The sequence below is a fragment of the Labrys okinawensis genome (assembly GCF_002982075.1).
GTDB lineage: Bacteria > Pseudomonadota > Alphaproteobacteria > Rhizobiales > Labraceae > Labrys > Labrys okinawensis_A.
This window is the reverse complement of the sequence record NZ_PUEJ01000004.1, coordinates 421,352-437,308: the sequence shown is the minus strand read 5'-3', so window position 1 is coordinate 437,308 and position 15,957 is coordinate 421,352. Positions and strand designations below refer to the sequence as shown.

General features: G+C 65.2%; 14 protein-coding genes. 8 read left to right on the top strand and 6 right to left on the bottom strand.

The genetic code is table 11. The features are described 5' to 3' along the window. The first annotated feature begins 80 nt into the window (after positions 1–80). From C5L14_RS12370 to C5L14_RS12360, 3 genes are all read left to right on the top strand, one after another. Positions 81–977, top strand: a complete 897-nt coding sequence (locus C5L14_RS12370) for a LysR family transcriptional regulator (protein ID WP_105862341.1) — start codon at positions 81–83, stop codon at positions 975–977. Positions 978–1,248: 271 nt separating this feature from the next. Continuing rightward, complete coding sequence (locus C5L14_RS12365; protein WP_146126899.1) at positions 1,249–4,035, top strand: DUF2339 domain-containing protein; 2,787 nt, start codon at positions 1,249–1,251, stop codon at positions 4,033–4,035. Between the two features lie 6 nt (positions 4,036–4,041). Then, on the top strand, positions 4,042–4,578 hold the full coding sequence (locus C5L14_RS12360) for a hypothetical protein (protein WP_105862339.1): 537 nt from the start codon (positions 4,042–4,044) through the stop codon (positions 4,576–4,578). A 186-nt stretch (positions 4,579–4,764) separates the two neighbouring features. Here the strand turns inward: C5L14_RS12360 and C5L14_RS12355 are convergent, their stop codons facing one another. From C5L14_RS12355 to C5L14_RS12345, 3 genes are read right to left on the bottom strand one after another with little or no spacing between them, the layout of a single operon-like run. Then, entirely contained in the window at positions 4,765–5,274 is a 510-nt protein-coding gene (locus C5L14_RS12355; RefSeq protein WP_105862338.1) for a tyrosine phosphatase family protein, read from the bottom strand. Between the two features lie 5 nt (positions 5,275–5,279). After that, entirely contained in the window at positions 5,280–5,888 is a 609-nt protein-coding gene (locus C5L14_RS12350; protein ID WP_105862337.1) for an HD family hydrolase, read from the bottom strand. A 2-nt stretch (positions 5,889–5,890) separates the two neighbouring features. Further along, positions 5,891–6,508: a DNA-3-methyladenine glycosylase I gene (locus tag C5L14_RS12345; RefSeq protein ID WP_105862336.1), complete on the bottom strand. Its 618-nt coding sequence runs from the start codon at positions 6,506–6,508 to the stop codon at positions 5,891–5,893. A gap of 148 nt (positions 6,509–6,656) precedes the next feature. On the opposite strand from C5L14_RS12345, the gene C5L14_RS12340 reads away from it, so the two are divergent. After that, the gene (locus C5L14_RS12340; RefSeq protein WP_105862591.1) at positions 6,657–7,667 is read left to right on the top strand and encodes an LLM class flavin-dependent oxidoreductase; all 1,011 of its coding nucleotides are present in this window, start codon (positions 6,657–6,659) and stop codon (positions 7,665–7,667) included. Here C5L14_RS12340 and C5L14_RS12335 read toward each other — a convergent pair. Continuing rightward, positions 7,649–8,239: a hypothetical protein gene (locus C5L14_RS12335; protein WP_105862335.1), complete on the bottom strand. Its 591-nt coding sequence runs from the start codon at positions 8,237–8,239 to the stop codon at positions 7,649–7,651. The two genes, C5L14_RS12340 and C5L14_RS12335, sit on opposite strands and share 19 nt — an antisense overlap. 335 nt (positions 8,240–8,574) lie before the next feature. After that, entirely contained in the window at positions 8,575–9,420 is an 846-nt protein-coding gene (locus C5L14_RS12330) for a YgfZ/GcvT domain-containing protein (protein ID WP_105862334.1), read from the bottom strand. 289 nt (positions 9,421–9,709) lie between these two features. Between C5L14_RS12330 and C5L14_RS12325 the strand changes: the two genes are divergently transcribed. Next, positions 9,710–11,035 (top strand): dihydroorotase, encoded by a 1,326-nt coding sequence (locus C5L14_RS12325; protein ID WP_105862333.1) that lies wholly within the window; start codon positions 9,710–9,712, stop codon positions 11,033–11,035. Between the two features lie 24 nt (positions 11,036–11,059). On the opposite strand, the gene C5L14_RS12320 is transcribed toward C5L14_RS12325, so the two are convergent. Continuing rightward, positions 11,060–12,598: a rhomboid family intramembrane serine protease gene (locus C5L14_RS12320; protein WP_105862332.1), complete on the bottom strand. Its 1,539-nt coding sequence runs from the start codon at positions 12,596–12,598 to the stop codon at positions 11,060–11,062. Between the two features lie 236 nt (positions 12,599–12,834). Here C5L14_RS12320 and C5L14_RS12315 point away from each other — a divergent pair, with 236 nt between their 5' ends. From C5L14_RS12315 to C5L14_RS12305, 3 genes are all read left to right on the top strand, one after another. Then, positions 12,835–13,083, top strand: a complete 249-nt coding sequence (locus C5L14_RS12315) for an exodeoxyribonuclease VII small subunit (RefSeq protein WP_105862331.1) — start codon at positions 12,835–12,837, stop codon at positions 13,081–13,083. Between the two features lie 134 nt (positions 13,084–13,217). After that, entirely contained in the window at positions 13,218–15,137 is a 1,920-nt protein-coding gene (dxs, locus tag C5L14_RS12310) for a 1-deoxy-D-xylulose-5-phosphate synthase (protein ID WP_105862330.1), read from the top strand. Continuing rightward, positions 15,137–15,886 carry a TlyA family RNA methyltransferase gene (locus tag C5L14_RS12305; protein WP_105862329.1) on the top strand — a complete coding sequence of 250 codons (750 nt, stop codon included), beginning with the start codon at positions 15,137–15,139 and terminating at the stop codon, positions 15,884–15,886. The genes dxs and C5L14_RS12305 overlap by 1 nt, the downstream gene beginning before the upstream one ends. Positions 15,887–15,957: the final 71 nt, after the last annotated feature.

The following is a 15,957-nucleotide window of genomic DNA, read 5'->3' as shown; positions in this document are numbered from 1 at the left end:
ATATGGAAATCCTACCCGACCTCATTGTTCGAAATTATCCATCTTGTTTTGCACGAGTTGATGGGCATGATTCATCAATCATGCGAGCAGGGGAAATTGGCGAGTTAACGGCCTTTGTGGCCATCGCGGAGGAAGGCGGTTTCCGCCGGGCTGCCGTGCGACTGAACTTGACGCCGTCGACGCTCTCCCACTCTCTACGCTCGCTGGAACAAAGGCTTGGCGTGCGGCTGATCAACCGAACCACCCGGACGGTATCTCTGACTGCTGCCGGACACGCGCTGCTGCGACAGGTCGCACCAGCCTTCGCCAGTATCGAAACGGCGATCGAGACGCTCAATGCGTTTCGTGACCATCCAGCAGGAACGGTTCGTATCAGCGTGCCGCGGGCTGTTGCAGTTCGGGTGCTCGCTCCGAAATTCCGTGCGTTCAGCGATCTTTATCCTGACGTCGTGTTGGAGATCGAGGCTGAGAACGGCTTTGTCGACATTATTCGCCAAGGATATGACGCCGGTATCAGGCTCGGGGAAAGCCTTGAGCGCGATATGATCGCGGTGCGTGTTACTTCCGATCTGCGCACGGCGGTCGTAGCCTCGCCCGATTATTTTGATCGTTTTCCGCCGCCGGAGACCCCGCGGGACCTGCATCGGCATCGGTGCATCGGATATCGCCAGACTACTCAAGGGGGGCTTTATCGCTGGGAATTCGATCAGGACGGGCGGGCGTTCAATGTGGCGGTGGATGGGCCGCTCATTCTTGGCGATCCCGACCTGATGATATCCGCGGCGCTGGATGGCGTCGGAGTTGCCTATTGCATTGAACAGCACATACAGGAGCATTTGGATTCAGGTCGTCTTCTACGGGTATTGGAGGCTTGGTGTCTGCCCTATCCGGGATTCTTCCTCTACTATCCCGGACGTCGCCAGATGCCGGCTGCGCTGCGCGTGCTCGTTGATTTTCTGCGGGTTTCGTCTGGTTGATGGCTGGGAGGAAACGACAGGCTTGCGTTCAGCACCTGTAACCGGCGGGATATCCAGGATCCGGATTCGCGCATATGGCTGACACAATAGTTGCGATTGTGGACAGGGTGATTTTGTTTCGCCGATGCGGGTGTCGTGCAGCTTCAATTGCCGGGCCGATCGCCCGTACTTGTCGCCTGCCGTATTTTGCGATTTGTTCGGCCAGTTTCGCAAAGACGTTGAACCAAGAATCGCGCGACGCCTGCGCTGCAATGACCAGTCATGGGTGAGCATGTCCGAAGAAAGTGCCTTCCTCTTCATCGGCCTCCTGGTGCTCGCCTTTCCGGTGCTGGCGATCGTCGCCTTCGTAATGACGCTCGGCCTCAGGCGCAGGGTGCAGGACCTGGAGGAAAGGGTTCGCCATCTGGCGGGCCTACGCCCGGTGCCGGTCGATGCCGCGAGGGCCGCTACGCCGGCAGCGCCGGCGGAGGAGAGAAAGGCCGCCGAGCCCGTGCGGGAAGCGGTTGCGCCGGTTCCCGCTGCCGTGCCAGCCGAGACGCTGCCGGCCATCGAGCCGCCACCGCCGCAGGCCCGGCCGGAGCCGGTGGCGGCCGCTTCCGCGCAGGCCGCGCGCCGCTCGGCGCCCCCTAAGCCGAAGGTCAGCCTGGAGGAGAAGCTCGGAACGCGCTGGGCTGTCTGGGTGGGCGGGCTGGCGCTGGCGCTCGGCGGTGCCTTCCTGGTGCGGTATGCCGTCGAGGAGGAGCTTCTCGGCCCCGGCGCGCGCATCCTGGCGGGTCTCGTTTTCTCCCTGGCCCTGATTGGGGGTGGCGAATATCTGAGGCGCCGTCCCGTGGCGCCCGCCGCAGGGCAGGCCGTCTATATTCCCGGCGTGGTCACGGCCGCGGGCACGGTCGCCCTGTTTGCGACCGTCTATGCCGCCTATGCGCTCTATGAATTCCTCAGCCCGGCCCAGGCCTTCGTGCTGCTCGGCCTGGTCGGCATCGCCACCATGTATGCGGCGGCGCTGCATGGTCCCTGGCTCGCCGGGCTGGGCCTTGTCGGCGCCTATGGCGCTCCCTTGCTGGTCTCCTCGAACCAGCCCAACCCCTGGGCTCTCGCCCTTTATGTCGTGGTGGTGACCGCAGCCGCCTTCATGTTGGCCCGCATTCGGCTCTGGCGCTGGCTCGCCATCGCCGCCGGTCTCGCCGCCTTCTGCTATGGCTTCGTCCTGGGCAGCATCATGGGCGAGGACACCGGCGCCATGGTGTTCTACATCCTCGCTTTGTCGGCCCTGATCGGCGCGGTGCTGATCTACGAGCCTCATCACGGCAAGGCCTATCAGAGCTTCGATCCCGTCGGCCTGGGCGCGGTCGCCGGCCTCGCGATCCTGGCCGTCTCCTTCGCCGGCGCCGACGTGTTCGGGCATGCCTCGCTTGCCACCTTGCTGATCGTGATGGCACTGGCGCTGGCGGCGGCGCTCGCCTTCGACGCGCTTGCCCCGGCAGCCGTGATTGCCGGCCTCGCTGGGCTCACCTGCCTGTGGATCTGGCCGATCGACGGGCAGCTCGCAGCCGAGCCGCTGGTGGTGGTGCCGGGCCACCTCTATCTGCCTTTCCTGATGCCGGATGCCCTCCAGGCCTATATCGAGATCGCGATCGTTCCGGCTGCCGTGCTGCTGCTGGCCACCACGATCAGCCTGATGCGCCATCCCAGGCCGCAACGGCCGGCCCTGGCCCTGGCGCTGGCGGGGACGGCGCCCCCGATCTTCGCGCTGGCCATCGCCTATCTGCGCATCGAGAGCCTGCGCGCCAGCCTGCCCTTCGGGGCCGTGGCGGCCGGTCTTGCGGTGCTCTTTGCCGCGACGACCGAGCGTTTCCTGCGGCTGGAGACGCAGACGGAGCAGGACGGAACACCTGGAGCCGGCTCCTCCCTCCATGCCGTGGCCAGCGCCTCGGCGGTGGCGCTGACGCTCACCTTCCTGATCGCCGATTCCCCGCTCACACTGGCCTTCGGCCTGTCGGCGCTCGGTGCGGCCTGGGTCTCCACCCTGCGGCCGCTGCCTGCCCTGCGCTGGTGTGCCGCCGGCTTCGTCCTGCTGGTGCTGGCGCGCATGGGCGGAGCCTGGACCCTGGCCGACGCCGGCCTCGAGCGCTTCCCGGATTGGCAGGATATCCTGCTGCGCTATGCCATACCGGCGGCGGCGTTCTATTATGGCGGCATCCTCCTGCGCCGGCGCAAGGCCGACATGCCAGCCGCCATCCTCGATTTCGGTGCCATCCTGCTCGCCTGCGTGGCGGTGGTCTTCGCCATCCGCCTCGGCCTGCGCGGAGCGGAGGAAGCCGCTCATCCCGGCATGTCCCTCGCCGAGGCCGGACTCTATACCGCGCTCGCCTTTGCGGCCTCTATGGCGCTGGTCTATCGCTCCGGGGCGACCACCAGCCCGGTCTACCGGGCAGCGGCACCGATCAGCGTCATCATCGCGCTTTCCCTGACGGTCTCGGGGCCAATGATCACCGCCAATCCCGTGGTCAGCGGCGAGATGATCGGCGGCGGCGCCCTCTTCAACACCTTGCTGCCCGGCTATGCCCTGCCAGCGCTGCTGGCAGGAGCGGCGGCGCTGTTCTGGCACTGGTATGGCCGCGGCGCCGGCAAGGATGAACCGAAGAACCCGGGGATGGAGAACGCACCCTTCGCGCTGCTATGCGGGATCTGTGCCTTCGTGCTCGGCTTCACCTATGTCACGCTGGAGGTGCGCAAGATCTTTGCCGACGGCGTGCCTGATTTCGTCTCGGTCTCCTCCGCCGAGAACTGGGGCTATACCATCGCCTGGCTGCTCTATGGCCTGGTGCTGCTCGGCCTCGGCATCGGCGCGAAGGTGCGGGCCATCCGCTTGGGCTCGGCCATCGTGATCATGCTGGCGGTCGCCAAAGCCTTCCTGTTCGACATGTCGGAGCTGGAAGGCATCTGGCGCGCCTTGTCCTTCATGGGGCTCGGTGTTGCCTTGATCGGCATCGGCCTCGTCTATCAGCGCCTGTTGTTCGGACCCAAACCCGGGTCGGAGCAGGAATTGAAGCCGTAGCCGCGAATGAATGAAATCGCGCCCTGTCCCGACGGTGTCCTGCAGCGTCTCAGGCCGGAAATCGTCCTGCTCAACCTCGCCGTGAACAGGTTTGCCCTACAGTACCAAAACCACGGCAGTCTGGTTGACGATATCTGGCTCGATCGAACGCAGGGTAATCCGCCGCCCGAGGAGGTCGCTCGGCTCGAGGCCGCCCATGAGGCAAGGCGCGCGGCCTGGGCCGCCGATCCTGCCTTTGTTTCGGCCGTCGGGCGGCTGCAGGGCGCGGGCGTGGATTGGGCGTTCGCCTATGAAAGCGATGTCAGCGGCGAGTTCTCCGTGCTGCGCCTGCGCACCCCCGACCATGATCTCGGCGCTCTGGAAGCACTGGCCGCCGAGGATGCCGGCTATGTCACGCCCGAGGCCCGAGCCTCGGCCGCCGAACGTTTCCGCATCTTCATGCTGCGCAACTATCACCCCGACTGGCGGCGCAACCGCGAGCTCTATGCCGCTGTGGGTGGTTCGCCCTACGCGGATCCGGCAAGCTGGCGAGCCGACAGCTGATTGCTCGCGGCACGAACTGCCGCGTGAAACGGCGTCATCGGCCCGTCATGGACCTGCGCCATGGTCGCGGCCATCGAGCTGTCCGTTCCCCGACAGCGATGCGATGTTTGACCTTCCCTTGGCCTGGCTCCATGCCGGGCTTCTTTTTTGCCGTATCGCCGGGCGGCGCTTTCGTGACGGCACGCCCTATAATTGCAAGGCGAAAGGCACCCCCTCGAAGCAGTCCTCGCCGCGTCCGATCGCGTCGATGGCGGCGAGCATGCGGCCGTTTCTGCCCAGGCGCATGTCGGCCAGAGCCACGATGCGGCGGTTGGGGGTGGCGGTCGGTGACAGCCTGCGAATGGTCTGGGCGAGTTCGTGTTCATCCAATGTGGGGTTGAGAGCGCAAGCCACCGTGAAGGCCGCGGCGGTCGAGCGGCTGACACCGGCATAGCAATGTACCACCAGCGGCGTCGCCTGGTCCCAGGCTCTGGCGAAGGCGAGAAGCTGGGAGAGGTGATCCTCGCCCGGCAGGATCTGGCCTTCTTCCGCCAGTTCGACGATGTCGTTCATGCTCAGGAACAGGTGACGGTTTTCCTCCACCGTGACCGGCCTGATCACCTTGGTGCCGGCATTGATCAGGGTCAGGATCTGGCGGGCCCCGGTGGCGGCGACAGTGGCTTCGAGGCGGGAGAGCGAACAGACATTGATTTGCATGGCGATTACCGGAAGATCTGGGAAAAACGATCGAGGAAGGCCTGCTGCGCTTCCGCCGCCGGCAAAGGCACCAGCCTGGCCTGGTCCATCGGCCGGGGCAGAGGGCGGGGATCGCCGAAGATCCGGCAGGATTCCTCGATGCCGAAGCCGGCAAGCTGGGTTGCCTCGAGAAAGGCGGCTACTGTATCGGCCTTCTTGGTCAGCGCCTTGATCGCCGGAGGGGGAACGGCCGGCAGGCCGAAGCGCAGATGGATGGCACCGAGCAGGCGGGCCTCCACATGTCTGTAGCTCTCGCCGATCACCGCCTTGAACGGCGAGATCATGTCGCCGATCACATATTCGGGCGCATCGTGCAGCAGCACCATCAATCGCACGGTGTCGGGCTGGGCAGGCTCCATCGCATCGAGCACGTCGAGCACGAGCACGCTGTGCTGCGCCACCGAGAAGATGGCGTCGCCGCTGGTCTGGCCGTTCCAGCGCGCCACCCGGGCCAGGCCATGGGCGATATCCTCGATCTCGATGTCGAGCGGGGAGGGGTCGAGCAAATCGAGCCGTCGCCCCGACAGCATGCGCTGCCAGGCCCGGTGGGGAGTGGCTTTGCCTGCGCGTGCCATTGTCAGCCCGGATGTCCCGCCTTGCCGAGCTCGGCGCATTCGGCATAGCGGAAGCAGTCGACGAGATGGTCGTTGACCATGCCGACCGCCTGCATGAAGGCGTAGACGATGGTGGGACCCACGAATTTGAAGCCGCGCGCCTTGAGATCCTTGGAAATCTTCTGAGACAGCGGCGTCTCAGCTTGGACGTCGGCCGTGGTGCGCAAGGTGTTCTGCAGGGGGCGGCCGTCGAGGAAGTCCCACAGATAGTGCGAGAAGCCCTGCTTTTCCTCGATTTCCAGCCAGAGCCGGGCCGCGATGATGGTACCCTCCACCTTGGCGCGATTGCGCACGATGCCGGGATCGGCCATCAGGGCCGCCACCTTTTCGGGCCCGTACTGTACGATCCTGGCGGGCTCGAAGCCATCGAACACCTCGCGGAAGCGCTCGCGCTTGCGCAAAATGGTGATCCAGGACAGGCCGGCCTGGAAGCCGTCGAGGATGAGCTTTTCGAACAGCGCCCGGCTGTCATATTCCGGCACCCCCCATTCTTCGTCGTGATAGGCGACATAGAAGGGATCGAGCCCCGGCCAGGGACAGCGTTGCTTGCCGTCGGCGTGCAGAATGACTGTGCGTTCCATGCCGCCTTCTTGCCATGGCGAAAGCCGACTCGGGAAGAGGGAAGAACATTTCGTGATCGTAGAGGCGGCGGCCTGCGCCCTTCCTTGCCAGGGCGGCAAAGCCACCTATATTAATTCGATCGTCATCGAATTTTGTCGTGCCCTTTTCATGATCCCGATTTCAGTCCTCGACCTTTCGCCCATCGCCGTCGGCAGCAATGCCGGGCAGGCCCTCCATAATTCGCTGGACCTTGCCCGGCATGTCGAGCGGCTCGGCTATAACAGGCTGTGGCTGGCCGAGCACCACAACATGCCGGGGATCGCCAGCGCCGCCACCGCGGTGGCGCTCGCCCATGTCGCCTCCGGCACCTCCACCATCCGCCTGGGGGCCGGCGGCATCATGCTGCCCAACCATGCGCCCTTGATGGTGGCCGAGGCCTTCGGCACGCTGGCGGCCCTGCATCCCGGGCGCATCGATCTCGGGGTGGGCAGGGCGCCCGGCACCGACCAGATCACCGCCCAGGCATTGCGCCGCAATCTCAACGCCGAGATCGATGCCTTTCCGCGCGACGTCATCGAATTGATGAACTATTTCAAGCCGGCCAGCCCTGACCAGCGTGTGCAGGCCGTGCCGGGGGCAGGGCTGGAGGTGCCGGTGTGGATCCTCGGTTCCAGTCTGTTCGGGGCACAGCTGGCCGCCATGCTGGGCCTGCCTTTTGCGTTCGCTTCGCATTTCGCGGCGGCCGATCTCGAAGGAGCGATCGCCATCTATCGCGGCCGCTTCGAGCCCTCCGAATATCTCGACAAGCCCTATGTCATGCTGGGCATGAACGTGGTCGCCGCCGACACCGACGAGGAGGCCCACTTCCTCCAGAGCTCGCGGCTTCAGGCCTTCGTCAGCCTGCGTACGGGGCGGCCGGGCCTGATCCAGCCGCCGGTCGAGAATTACGAGGAGACTCTCGATGCCGTCGGTCGCGCGACGCTGCAGCACATGAACCATGTCTCGGTGGTCGGCTCCCCGGCGACCGTCAAGGCGGGCATCGAGGCATTCGTCGCCCGCACCGGTGCCGACGAGATCATCGCCACCAACATGATCTTCGACCATGAGAAGACCAAGCGCTCCTACGAAATCCTCGCTGAGCAGCTGATTGCCGCGCCGGCTCAGGTCAGCGTGTCGTAGAGGCCGAGCGCCCAGGCGATTTCACCGAGCAGCGCCAGGATGGCGAAGGCGAGCTGAAAACGCTGGTTGGATATCAGGATCGCGGCGGCACAGCCGGTAGTGTAGAGGGCGAAGCGTACCCAGTATTCAGGGCCGAGCGCTGCGGTATAATCTCTTCCCTTGATGAAAGTGTCGATGATGTCGAGGAAGAAGGTGCCGATCAGGATACCGAAAAACCATTTCCGGCGAGACATGAAATAGTCCTCGAAGCCCTTGTATTCGTACATGGTGTCCGGAAAGAGCATCGTACACATGAAGAAGAATACGCTCGCATAGAAGGCGACGAAGCCATAAAGCGGGAAGCTCCACTGCACGTTGACCAGGTGGAATTCCCACCACCAGAACGAGATGATCTGAATCAGCATGAAGAAGGTCCACACCAGGTGGACGCCGTAGATCTTGTGCTGGCGCGGATGCTGGACGAAGCGGGCAAGGCCGGTGAGCAGGCGGCCCATGCTGAGGCCGACGATGATGCTGATCACCGTGCGGACATGGCTGAGGACGGTGGGATCGAAGGCGTGGGACTGGTTCACGGAGCATCCTCGCGCTTGAGAGGCGGCGGCATGCCATTGCAGCCACGATGCCGGCATACTCGCGAAGAGTCCCGCGCGCGGGCGGGTATGAAACTACTTCCCCAGGATTGCCCGGAATCACCACGGGAGCAAGACAGACAGGACAGGGTGTTGGGGAAGACCGCTTTACGGCGGGCGGATACGGTGCCGCGCGGCACCCTTTCTGGTCAACTGCGTGAGAGCCGGCCGAGTTTTCTCTGGGACGGGTATCCGCGAGCGAGCTCTGCTGGCACGTCGCCGGAGCGCCCCTGCACTCAAGGCGGGAATGTACTCTCGCACGCGACGAGGAGGGAGCCTCAGGCCGTCGCCTTGTGCGCCTCGCTCGGCCCGGCCCACCATGATGGCTTGTCGACCGCCAGGGCAAGGCCCTCGGCCGTCAGGCTTTCGCCGGCGGCCAGCCCTTCTTCCACCCGGTCGAGCCGAAGCAGGGCCAACCCCCTCATGCCGGCCGTGGAACCGAGCGTGCCCGCCGGCCGGTCGCCGATGCGGATCTCGGTGCCGGCAGCCGGCAGGGCGGTCGTGGCGGCGACCGGCACGATGCGGCTGCGCGCCGTGCCGCGATGCTGCATGCGGCTGACGACTTCCTGGCCGACGAAGCAGCCCTTCTTGAAGTCGACGCCGGCGAGCATGTCCATCAGCACCTCGTGCGGGAAGGCGTCGCCGAAGCGAAAATCCTTGCCGCCTTCGGGAACGCCGAGCTCGATGCGGCGAGCGTGATAGGCCGCGGCCCTGTCGTCTGACATGGCGGCGGCCGGCGCGAGAATGCGAAGCCCGAGCTCGGAGCGCCGGGGATCCGGGAAGGCGAGAGCACCCTCGATGTCGACGCTTTCAGGGGGCAGGGCAGCGTAGACGGCCCAGGCCGGCGACAGCGTCTCGACCGTCACCTTGGCACGCAGCCGATAGAAATTGAGCCGTTTGGCGAAGTCCGCCGCCAGCGCGGCATCCGTATCGAGATAGAGCCCGTCCTCGCCGATCGTCGCCAGGAAATCGAACAGGATCTTGCCCTGCGGTGTCAGCAACGCCCCCCATCGTCCTTGGCCGGGTTCGAGATGGGCGATGTCGCAGGTGACGAGATTGGCGAACCAGGATCGCGCATCCTCTCCGCTGAGGCGGAGCACGGCGCGGTCGGGCAGGTGGATCATGGCAGGGCAGTCCCGTTTTCAGCATCCCCTATATGGCAATCCTCGTGCGCGGCGTGAAGAGGCGGCGGATTGTCGACACGGTTCGGAGGACAGGATAAGACGGCATCGCCTTCCCGTTCGCTGAGAGGGGCGGCATCATCCATATGCGCCAGCATGAGGATTGGGCGAGACGGCGAGGGCGACGAGACCCCTCAACGCTTGCGCCCCCTCGTCCCGCTCCTGCGGGGGGAAGGGGCGTCCGGCGTCCCGGCCTTCCTCCGAGGCTACAGCTGTCATCGAGGAGAGCGCCATGCCCCAGACCTTCGACCGCATCTTCCGCAATGGCGAGATCGTCAACCAGGACGGCCGGCACCGCGGCGATATCGGGGTCAAGGATGGACGCATCGCGATGCTCGGGGACTTGTCGCAAGCCAGCGCAGGCGAGATGATCGATTGTACCGGCCTCACCATCCTGCCGGGTGTGATCGACAGCCAGGTGCATTTCCGCGAACCGGGGCCGACGCATAAGGAAGACCTCGAATCGGGCTCGCGGGCGGCGGTGATGGGCGGCGTCACCACCGTGTTCGAGATGCCCAACACCGATCCGCTCACCATTACGCCCGAAGCCCTGGCCGACAAGGTGCGCCGTGGCACGCATCGTATGCATTGCGACTTCGCCTTCTGGGTTGGCGGCACTCGCGAGAATGCTCCCCATGTGGCGGAGCTCGAGCGCCTGCCGGGCGCAGCCGGCATCAAGGTGTTCATGGGCTCTTCCACCGGCTCGCTGCTGGTCGAGGACGACGAGGGCGTGCGCGAGATCCTTAAGCGCACGCGGCGGCGCGCCGCCTTCCATTCGGAGGATGAATATCGTCTGCGTGAGCGGCGCGACCTGCGCGTGAAGGGGGATGCATCTTCCCATCCGGTCTGGCGTGATGTCGAGGCAGCCCTCAATTGCACGCGGCGCCTCGTCGCCATCGCCGAAGAGACGGGCGCGCCCATCCATGTCCTGCATATCTCGACAGCGGACGAGATTCCCTTCCTCGGCGCGCATAAGCGGCTGGTGACCTGCGAGGCGACGCCCCACCATCTCACCCTGGCCGGGCCCGAGGCCTATGAGAAGCTGGGCACGCTGGTGCAGATGAACCCACCGGTGCGCGACGCCGGCCATCGCGAGGGTATCTGGCAGGGCATCCGCCAGGGCATCGTCGACGTGCTCGGCTCGGACCATGCGCCCCATACGCTGGAGGAAAAGGCCAAGCCCTATCCCGATTCGCCCTCCGGCATGACCGGTGTGCAGACCCTGGTGCCGGTGATGCTCGACCATGTGAACCAGGGCCGGCTGTCGCTGGAACGTTTCGTCGACCTGACCAGCCACGGCCCCTGCCGGATCTTCGGCATGGCCGGCAAGGGCCGTATCGCGGTGGGTTACGATGCCGACCTCACCATCGTCGATCTCAAGCGCAAGGAAACCATCCGCAATGGTTGGATCGCCTCCAAATGCGGCTGGACGCCCTATGACGGCGTCGAGGTCACCGGCTGGCCGGTCGGCACCATCGTACGCGGAGCGCGGGTAATGTGGGAAGGCACGCTAGACGAACATTCGCGTGGCGAAGCCGCACGCTTCTGGACGGCCTGACACGACAGAACTGAAGCGCGGACATCACCGTCTGCTGGCGTGCGCCGTGCCGAAGATCCAGGCCAGGGCAATGCCGGCGACGAAGCCGATGCCGTGCGCGGTGAAACTGATCTGAGGCAGCGAAAGGTCGATCGCCGCCTGGATCAGCAGCACGATGACGATCAGGCTGAGATTGTGCCGGTCGGCGATATGGCGTGTCGCCAGGAAGTCGGACAGGCGCCGCAGGGCGATGGCCCCGATGAGGGCGAAGATGGCGCCGGAAGCCCCGACCAGGACATCGGGCTGGGTCAGGCCCGCCTCGGTGAGGGCGAGCACCCCGGCCATGGAGACCAGGCCGCCGATCAGATAGACGAGGCCCATGCGCAGGCTTCCGACCGTAGCCTCGACCATGCGCCCGAGCAGGAGGAGCCCGATCATGTTGCTGATCAGATGTTCGGGGCCGGCATGCAGGAACATGGCGCTGAGCAGACGCCACCATTCATGATCCCGAACCACCGCATCGGGCCATAACCCCCCGAGCCGGAACAGGTTTTCGGCATCGGTGGTGTCGCCATTCCACAGTTCCACGCCGAAGACGGCGCAATTGGCCAGGATCAGCAGATAGGTCACCGGAGCGGCGCGCCAGCCGGTACGTCGAAGGGGCGCGTTGCGACGGACATGCGCCTCCAAATCGTCGAGGAAGGCCGTTGCCTGCGACGAGAGTTGGCCCTCCGCCAGGCTCGCCGGCTTGTCCAGGCGAGCGACGATCGCCTCGTGCTGGGCGGGTGTCAGGGCGGCGGAGGCGAAGCCTCGCAGCAGCGGTTCGGCGAGTTCGCCGCGTGCCGCCGCCTGGAGGGCGGTCGCCTGCCAGAAGGCCTTCACGGAGACCGGCATGGCATGGAAAGAGGCCAGCATCGAATCCGTGGCCTGGACGCGTCCGCAGAAGGCGAGGAGCATCAGGGTCGACAATTGTCCAGTACCCAGCAGGCCGCGATAGCGCGCAGCCGTCGCCACCATGGCCTCCAGCTGCCCGGTCTCCCCAAGGGCTCGAATCGGAAAGGCGACCGCATCTGCACCTGCCGGCACGGGGTTGCGGGCGAGATAGTCGACGATGCCCTGCCAGTCCTGGCGCTGCCGCAGCAATTGCAGGTCGAGGATCACTTCCTGATCCGGCTTGCCGGTCTGGCGCAGCGCTTCGAGGGCGTCGATCCGTTCCTCGCGCGTCGATTCGGAAAGAGCCTTGAACAGCTTGGCCGTGAAGCGGCTTTGGGAGGTGGGCTGGACGAGGCTGGCCAGGCGGGCGAGCAGGGCGGCGCGTTCGTTGCGGCCGGCCAGCAATTCGCGATTGGCCCGGTTCAGCAGCGGCCCCGGCGCGATGATTGCCAGCAAGGCGAGGGCCGCCAGGAAACCGTAATAGGCAGGCAGAAACCGGTAGCCGGCGACGGCGATGGCGATCACGATTGCGTGCCCCGCCAGATAGATCGCGATGCCTGGAAAGCGGTAGGCTCGGGTTACGAACACCTGGGCAATGGCCACGGCTGACAGGGAACCGGCGGAGAGCGCGAGGAAGGTCTGCAAATCCATGCGCCGCTTTTGCCGGAAGCGGGGCTGAGCCGCAACCTGGGGCGCGCCGTCAGTTATGTTTTTGACCTCACCGCCTCCGGTCGAGGGCGCTTTGGGTTGAAGCCGTAACCGACGACGCGCCCCGGCGCTCTCCCCGCCTTATGCACGGTTGGGTCATACGGTCTGCATGGCTTTTTCTTTCAATGCGGCGACGTTAGGGGCTATAGAGGGGGAAATCGTGGATTGACAGGTTGATAATGGCCGACAAGCCGTCCGACATCGCAACGCTCAGTTTCGAGAAGGCACTTGCCGAACTCGAGCAAATCGTGCGCAGCCTCGAGGGAGGTAATGTGCCGCTGGAGGAATCGATCACGCTGTTCGGGCGTGGCGAACTGCTCAAGGCCCATTGCGACAAGCTTCTGAAGGTCGCGGAGGCCAAGGTCGACAAGATCCGGCTCGATGCCGAGGGCAAGCCCGCCGGGCTCGAGCCACTGCCTGAAGCCTGATATTCGACGGTCTCCAAGGCGCCCAGCACTCCACCAGAAGGCCGTCATCGCAAAGACGCGTCGAAACAAAGAGTTAGAGCAAAATGATGTTTCCCCTTATGCGCGCTTTGCTCTAGTCTCCCCGGGTGAACACTTTGGCAAACACTTCAGCAACCCCGCTGCTCGACACCATCCATCTGCCGGCCGATCTGCGCCGCCTGCCCGAGGACAAGCTCCAGCAGGTGGCGGACGAGCTGCGCAGGGAGACCATCGATGCCGTTTCGGTGACGGGCGGCCATCTCGGCGCCGGTCTCGGCGTGGTGGAGCTGACGGTCGCCATTCACGCGGTGTTCGACACGCCGCGCGACCGCCTGATCTGGGATGTCGGCCACCAGGCCTATCCGCACAAGATTCTCACCGGGCGGCGCGATCGCATCCGCACGCTGCGCCAGGTGAACGGGCTCAGCGGCTTTACCAAGCGCAGCGAGAGCGAATACGACCCCTTCGGCGCCGCGCATTCCTCGACCTCGATCTCGGCTGGCCTCGGCATGGCGGCGGCGCGTGATCTCGACGGCCGCGACAACAATGTCATCTGCGTGATCGGCGACGGCTCGATGTCGGCCGGCATGGCCTATGAGGCGATGAACAATGCCGGGGCTCTGGGTTCGCGCCTGATCGTCATCCTCAACGACAACGACATGTCGATCGCCCCGCCCGTGGGGGCGATGTCGGCCTATCTGGCCCGGCTGGTTTCGGGCGGCACCTACAAGAATTTGCGCGATTTCGGCAAGATGCTGGCCAAGAAGCTGCCGCGCTTCTTCTACGACAAGGCCAGGCGCACCGAGGAATATGCCCGTGGCTTCTGGACCGGCGGCACGCTCTTCGAGGAGCTCGGCTTCTATTATATCGGCCCGATCGACGGGCATAATCTCGACCATCTCCTGCCGGTGCTCAAGAATGTCAGGGACCAGGCCGACGGTCCCGTGCTGATCCATGTCGTCACCCAGAAGGGCAAGGGCTACGAGCCGGCCGAGAACGCGCCCGACAAATATCACGGCGTGGTGAAGTTCGACGTCATCACCGGCGCGCAGGTGAAGGCCAAGGCCAATGCGCCCTCCTATACCCGCATCTTCGCCGAAAGCCTGATCAAGGAAGCCCGCAAGGACGACAAGGTGGTGGCGATCACGGCGGCCATGCCGTCCGGCACCGGGCTGGATCTGTTCGAGCAGGCCTTCCCGCAGCGGCTTTACGATGTCGGCATCGCCGAGCAGCATGCTGTCACCTTCGCGGCAGGCCTGGCCAGCGAAGGCTACAAGCCGTTCTGCGCGATCTATTCCACCTTCCTGCAGCGCGGCTATGACCAGGTCGTCCACGACGTGGCGATCCAGAACCTGCCCGTGCGCTTCCCGATCGATCGTGCCGGCCTGGTCGGGGCCGATGGTGCCACCCATGCCGGTTCCTTCGACGTCGCCTTTCTCGGCTGCCTGCCCAACATGGTGGTGATGGCGGCCGCCGACGAGGCGGAACTTGTTCATATGGTCGCAACCGCGGCCGCCTATGAGGGCGGCCCTATCGCCTTCCGCTACCCGCGCGGCGAAGGCGTCGGTGTCGAGATGCCCGAAGTCGGCGTGCCCTTGCCGATCGGCAAGGGCCGTGTCCTGCGCGAAGGCAGCAACATCGCGCTACTCTCCTTCGGCACGCGCCTGGCCGAGTGCCTGAAGGCCGCTGAGGACCTGGCGGCGCTCGGCCTTTCCGCCACCGTGGCCGATGCGCGCTTTGCCAAGCCGCTCGACGAGGAGCTGGTGCTGAAGCTCGCCCGCGAGCACGAGGTGCTGCTGACCATCGAGGAAGGTTCCGTGGGGGGCTTCGGCAGCTTCGTGGCCCAGTGCCTGGCCGAAGCCGGCGCCTTCGACAGCGGCCTGAAATTCCGCTCCCTGGTCCTGCCCGATGTCTTCCTCGACCAGGACAAGCCGGAGGCGATGTATGCGCAGGCCGGGCTCGATGCTGCCGGTATCGTCACCAAGGTGCTGTCGGTGCTCGGGCGCGATGTCGTAACCGGCGCCAAGCGGGCCTGATGCGCAAGCGCGCGGACGTGCTGCTGGTCAAGCACGGTCACTTCGACAGCCGCGCCAAGGCGCAGGCCGCTATCGCCGCCGGCCTCGTGACTGCCAATGGCAAGCCGGTGCGCAAGGCGTCGGAAAGCCTGGAAGCAGAGGCGGTGATCGAGGCGCAGGCGGCCTTTCCTTTCGTGTCGCGCGGCGGGCTCAAGCTCGAACATGCGCTCGATACATTTCCAGTGCCGGTGGAGGGGCGCGTGGCGCTCGACATCGGCGCCTCAACCGGCGGCTTCAGCGACGTGCTGCTGCGGCGGGGCGCGGCACGGGTCTATGCCGTCGATGTCGGTCATGATCAGCTGCATGCCAGCCTGCGCGGGAATGACAGGCTGATCTCTCTGGAAGGGCAGGATGCGCGCAAGCTCGATCGCGACCTCGTGCCCGACCCCGTCGACCTCGTTGTCGCCGATGTCAGCTTCATCTCGCTGGCGCTGGTGCTGCCGGCTGCACTCGCACTGGCCGCGCCGGGCGCGGATCTCGCGGTTCTGGTCAAGCCGCAGTTCGAGGCGGGTCGCGAACGGGTCGGCAAAGGCGGAGTTGTCAAGGACGAGGCCGTGCATGCCGAGGTCTGCGAGCGCATCGCTGGCCTCGTCTCGTCGCTTGGCTGGAAGGTGCGCGGGATCGTGCCGTCTCCCATCGAGGGCGGGGATGGCAACAAGGAGTTTCTGCTGTCTGCCCAAAGGGTTAGTTTAGCCGAGCTCACAGATTGAATCAGGGGACTTGCGTGTCTGGTTTGAGATTTTGATTCATCTCTTTCAGGCATCGCTTGATGAAGTTGAGA

Coding starts and splice junctions, on each gene's coding strand:
- C5L14_RS12370 (WP_105862341.1), top strand. CDS start 81: ATGCGAGCAGGGGAAATTGGCGAGTTAACGGCCTTTGTGGCCATCGCG.
- C5L14_RS12365 (WP_146126899.1), top strand. CDS start 1,249: ATGTCCGAAGAAAGTGCCTTCCTCTTCATCGGCCTCCTGGTGCTCGCC.
- C5L14_RS12360 (WP_105862339.1), top strand. CDS start 4,042: ATGAATGAAATCGCGCCCTGTCCCGACGGTGTCCTGCAGCGTCTCAGG.
- C5L14_RS12355 (WP_105862338.1), bottom strand. CDS start 5,274: ATGCAAATCAATGTCTGTTCGCTCTCCCGCCTCGAAGCCACTGTCGCC.
- C5L14_RS12350 (WP_105862337.1), bottom strand. CDS start 5,888: ATGGCACGCGCAGGCAAAGCCACTCCCCACCGGGCCTGGCAGCGCATG.
- C5L14_RS12345 (WP_105862336.1), bottom strand. CDS start 6,508: ATGGAACGCACAGTCATTCTGCACGCCGACGGCAAGCAACGCTGTCCC.
- C5L14_RS12340 (WP_105862591.1), top strand. CDS start 6,657: ATGATCCCGATTTCAGTCCTCGACCTTTCGCCCATCGCCGTCGGCAGC.
- C5L14_RS12330 (WP_105862334.1), bottom strand. CDS start 9,420: ATGATCCACCTGCCCGACCGCGCCGTGCTCCGCCTCAGCGGAGAGGAT.
- C5L14_RS12325 (WP_105862333.1), top strand. CDS start 9,710: ATGCCCCAGACCTTCGACCGCATCTTCCGCAATGGCGAGATCGTCAAC.
- C5L14_RS12320 (WP_105862332.1), bottom strand. CDS start 12,598: ATGGATTTGCAGACCTTCCTCGCGCTCTCCGCCGGTTCCCTGTCAGCC.
- C5L14_RS12315 (WP_105862331.1), top strand. CDS start 12,835: ATGGCCGACAAGCCGTCCGACATCGCAACGCTCAGTTTCGAGAAGGCA.
- C5L14_RS12305 (WP_105862329.1), top strand. CDS start 15,137: ATGCGCAAGCGCGCGGACGTGCTGCTGGTCAAGCACGGTCACTTCGAC.